This is a genomic window from Ochrobactrum chromiisoli, assembly GCF_026241335.1.
In the GTDB taxonomy this organism is placed as follows: Bacteria; Pseudomonadota; Alphaproteobacteria; order Rhizobiales; family Rhizobiaceae; genus Brucella; species Brucella chromiisoli.
In genome coordinates this window covers 1-2,910 of sequence record NZ_JAPHAV010000045.1, presented here as the reverse complement: position 1 = coordinate 2,910, position 2,910 = coordinate 1, and the positions used below count along the sequence as shown (strand labels likewise).

The following is a 2,910-nucleotide window of genomic DNA, read 5'->3' as shown; positions in this document are numbered from 1 at the left end:
TTCCAGATTTCCGCAACCTTTCCGCATCTGAGCGTGCTGGAAAATGTGAAGGTCGCGCTTCAGCGTCCGAGTGGTCTGGCAACACAGTTCTGGCGCTCGCTGTCCGCCCTTGATCAGCTTGATGCAAAAGCGATTGCGCTTCTTGAGCGCGTGGGTCTTGCCGATGCCCGTCATGCGCTGGCCGCTGATTTGTCTTATGGCCGCAAGCGCGCGCTTGAAATCGCCACCACGCTGGCACTTGATCCGAAAGTGCTGCTGCTTGATGAGCCAATGGCAGGCATGGGGCACGAAGACGTGCACATCATTGCCGCCCTCATCACCGATGTGGCGAAGGATCGCGCGGTGCTGATGGTCGAACACAATCTCAAAGTGGTGGCCGACATCGCCCACCACGTCACGGTGCTGCAACGCGGCGAAATCCTCGCATCGGGCACTTATGCCGCCGTTGCACAGGATGAGCGCGTCCGCACCGCTTATATGGGAACCGAACATGAATAGAGGCCAACCCCTGCTTTGTGTGCGCGGGCTCAATGCCTGGTATGGTGAAAGCCATGCGCTGCACGGCGTCGATCTTGATATCTATCCCGGTGAAACCATCACGCTGTTAGGCCGCAATGGTGTTGGCAAAACCACAACGCTGCGCGCCATCATGGGCATCATCCGCAAGCGCACCGGCACCATCACGCTTGATGGCAAAGATATTCTGCGTGTGCCGCTGCATCGCATTGCCCGCACGGGTCTTGGCTTTGTGCCGGAAGAGCGCGGGATCTTTGCAACGCTCAACGTGCATGAAAATCTGCTGCTGCCACCGGTTGTCGCCAAAGGCAGCGGCGCCATGTCACTCGATGAGATTTACGAACTGTTCCCCAATCTCTATGAGCGCCGCAACAGCCCCGGCACCAAGCTTTCGGGCGGCGAGCAGCAGATGCTGGCGATTGCCCGTATTCTGCGCACCGGCGTCAAAATTCTGCTGCTGGATGAGCCAACTGAAGGGCTTGCGCCCGTCATCATCCAGCGCATCGGTGATGTGCTGGTGGAACTCAAAAAGCGCGGCATGACGGTGCTTCTGGTCGAACAGAACTTCCGCTTTGCCGCCAAGGTCGCAGACCGCTTTTATCTGATGGATCATGGTGTGGTGACGGAGAACTTCCCCACCGCTGAGCTGCCCGAACGTATGGCAGCCCTAAACGAAGCTCTGGGGGTCTGAACCAATGACAATGATCTTCGGCATCCCTGTTCAGGCACTTCTTGGGCAGTTGCTCGTGGGCCTTATCAACGGGTCTTTCTATGCAATTCTGAGTCTTGGCCTCGCCATCATCTTCGGGCTTTTGCGCATCATCAACTTTGCCCATGGCGCGCAATATATGCTTGGCGCCTTTGTCGGCTATCTGCTGTTGAGCGGCCTTGGCATCGGCTATTGGCCAGCGCTTATTCTGGCTCCGCTGATCGTGGGTCTGGGCGGCGCCATCATCGAGCGAGTTGCGCTTTCAAGGCTTTATAATCTCGATCCGCTTTATGGGCTGCTGTTTACCTTTGGTCTGGCACTCGTGATCGAAGGCACTTTCCGCTATTATTATGGCGCCGCCGGTCAGCCCTATGCCGTGCCGCCATCCCTTGCAGGCGGCAACAATCTCGGCTTCATGTTCCTGCCCAACTATCGCGCATGGGTGGTTGTGGCATCACTCGTCATCTGTATCGGCACCTGGCTTTTAATCGAAAAAACCAAGCTCGGCGCTTATTTGCGTGCAGCAACCGAAAACCCCACACTGGTTAAAGCCTTTGGCATCAATGTGCCGCTGCTTCTCACCTTCACCTATGCTCTGGGCGCAGCCCTTGCTGGCTTTGCCGGAATTCTGGCAGCACCCATCTATCAGGTCAGCCCGCTGATGGGCTCCAACATCATCATCGTGGTTTTTGCCGTGGTCGTGGTTGGCGGCATGGGGTCGATCTTAGGCGCGATCATTACCGGCTATGTGCTGGGGCTGGCCGAAGGTCTGACCAAGGTGTTCTATCCTGAAGCGTCCAGCATCGTCATCTTCGTTATCATGGCTATCGTCCTTCTGGTGCGACCCGCCGGACTGTTCGGGAAGGAGGCCTGATATGGCTGATACCGCTCTTAAAGCAACGGCTATCCCACATGAAGCCAAAGCGCCTAACCTCAACAGCTTGTCAGCCATCATTTTAGGCGTGGCGCTCATTGGCCTGATTGCAGCGCCCTTCATGGTCTATCCGATCTTCCTGATGAAGATGCTGTGCTTTGCGCTGTTTGCCTCGGCCTTCAATCTGCTGCTTGGCTATACCGGCATTTTGTCGTTCGGCCATGCGGCCTTCTTTGGCGGCGCTGCCTATGTCACAGCCCATGCGGTTAAGGTCTGGGGTGTAACACCTGAAATCGGCATTCTGCTTGGTATGCTGACAGCAGCTGTCCTTGGCCTGATCATCGGCTATCTCGCGATCCGCCGTCAGGGCATCTATTCGACGATGATCACGCTTGCGCTGGCGCAGATGTTCTTCTTCTTCTGTCTGCAAGCGGCCTTTACGCATGGCGAAGACGGATTGCAGGGCGTACCGCGCGGCTATCTGTTTGGCATCATCGATCTCAACCAGCAGATGAATATGTATTATCTGGTGCTGGCACTGTTCGTGATCGGGGTGTTTGCGATCTGGCGTATTATCAATTCGCCGTTCGGGATGATCCTGAAATCCGTGCGCGAGAACGAGAACCGCGCCGTATCACTGGGCTATTCTGTCAATCACTATAAGCTTGCAGCTTTCGTGATGTCGGCAGCGCTGGCGGGTCTTGCGGGCGGCATGAAGGCACTGGTGTTCCAGTTTGCAACGCTGACCGATGTGGGCTGGCAGATGTCGGGCGAAGTGATCCTGATGACATTGCTTGGCGGCATCGGAACG

At 56.5% G+C, this 2,910-nt stretch carries 4 protein-coding genes; all 4 read left to right on the top strand.

The genetic code is table 11. From position 1 onward, the window contains the following. Window positions 1-498 (top strand): ABC transporter ATP-binding protein (locus OPR82_RS22635; protein WP_265987218.1); only part of this gene is annotated, 498 nt, incomplete at its 5' end. Continuing rightward, window positions 491-1,207, top strand: coding sequence for an ABC transporter ATP-binding protein (locus OPR82_RS22630; RefSeq protein WP_265987217.1), 717 nt, complete (start codon window positions 491-493; stop codon window positions 1,205-1,207). The genes OPR82_RS22635 and OPR82_RS22630, both read left to right, overlap by 8 nt. 4 nt (window positions 1,208-1,211) lie before the next feature. Next, window positions 1,212-2,099 (top strand): branched-chain amino acid ABC transporter permease, encoded by an 888-nt coding sequence (locus tag OPR82_RS22625; protein ID WP_265987216.1) that lies wholly within the window; start codon window positions 1,212-1,214, stop codon window positions 2,097-2,099. Between the two features lies 1 nt (window position 2,100). Further along, window positions 2,101-2,910: branched-chain amino acid ABC transporter permease (locus OPR82_RS22620; RefSeq protein ID WP_265987214.1), on the top strand; the 810-nt coding region annotated here is incomplete at its 3' end.

Bases quoted from the DNA above. Each gene is read 5' to 3' on its own strand.
- OPR82_RS22625 (WP_265987216.1), top strand. From the start codon at position 1,212: ATGACAATGATCTTCGGCATCCCTGTTCAGGCACTTCTTGGGCAGTTG.
- OPR82_RS22630 (WP_265987217.1), top strand. From the start codon at position 491: ATGAATAGAGGCCAACCCCTGCTTTGTGTGCGCGGGCTCAATGCCTGG.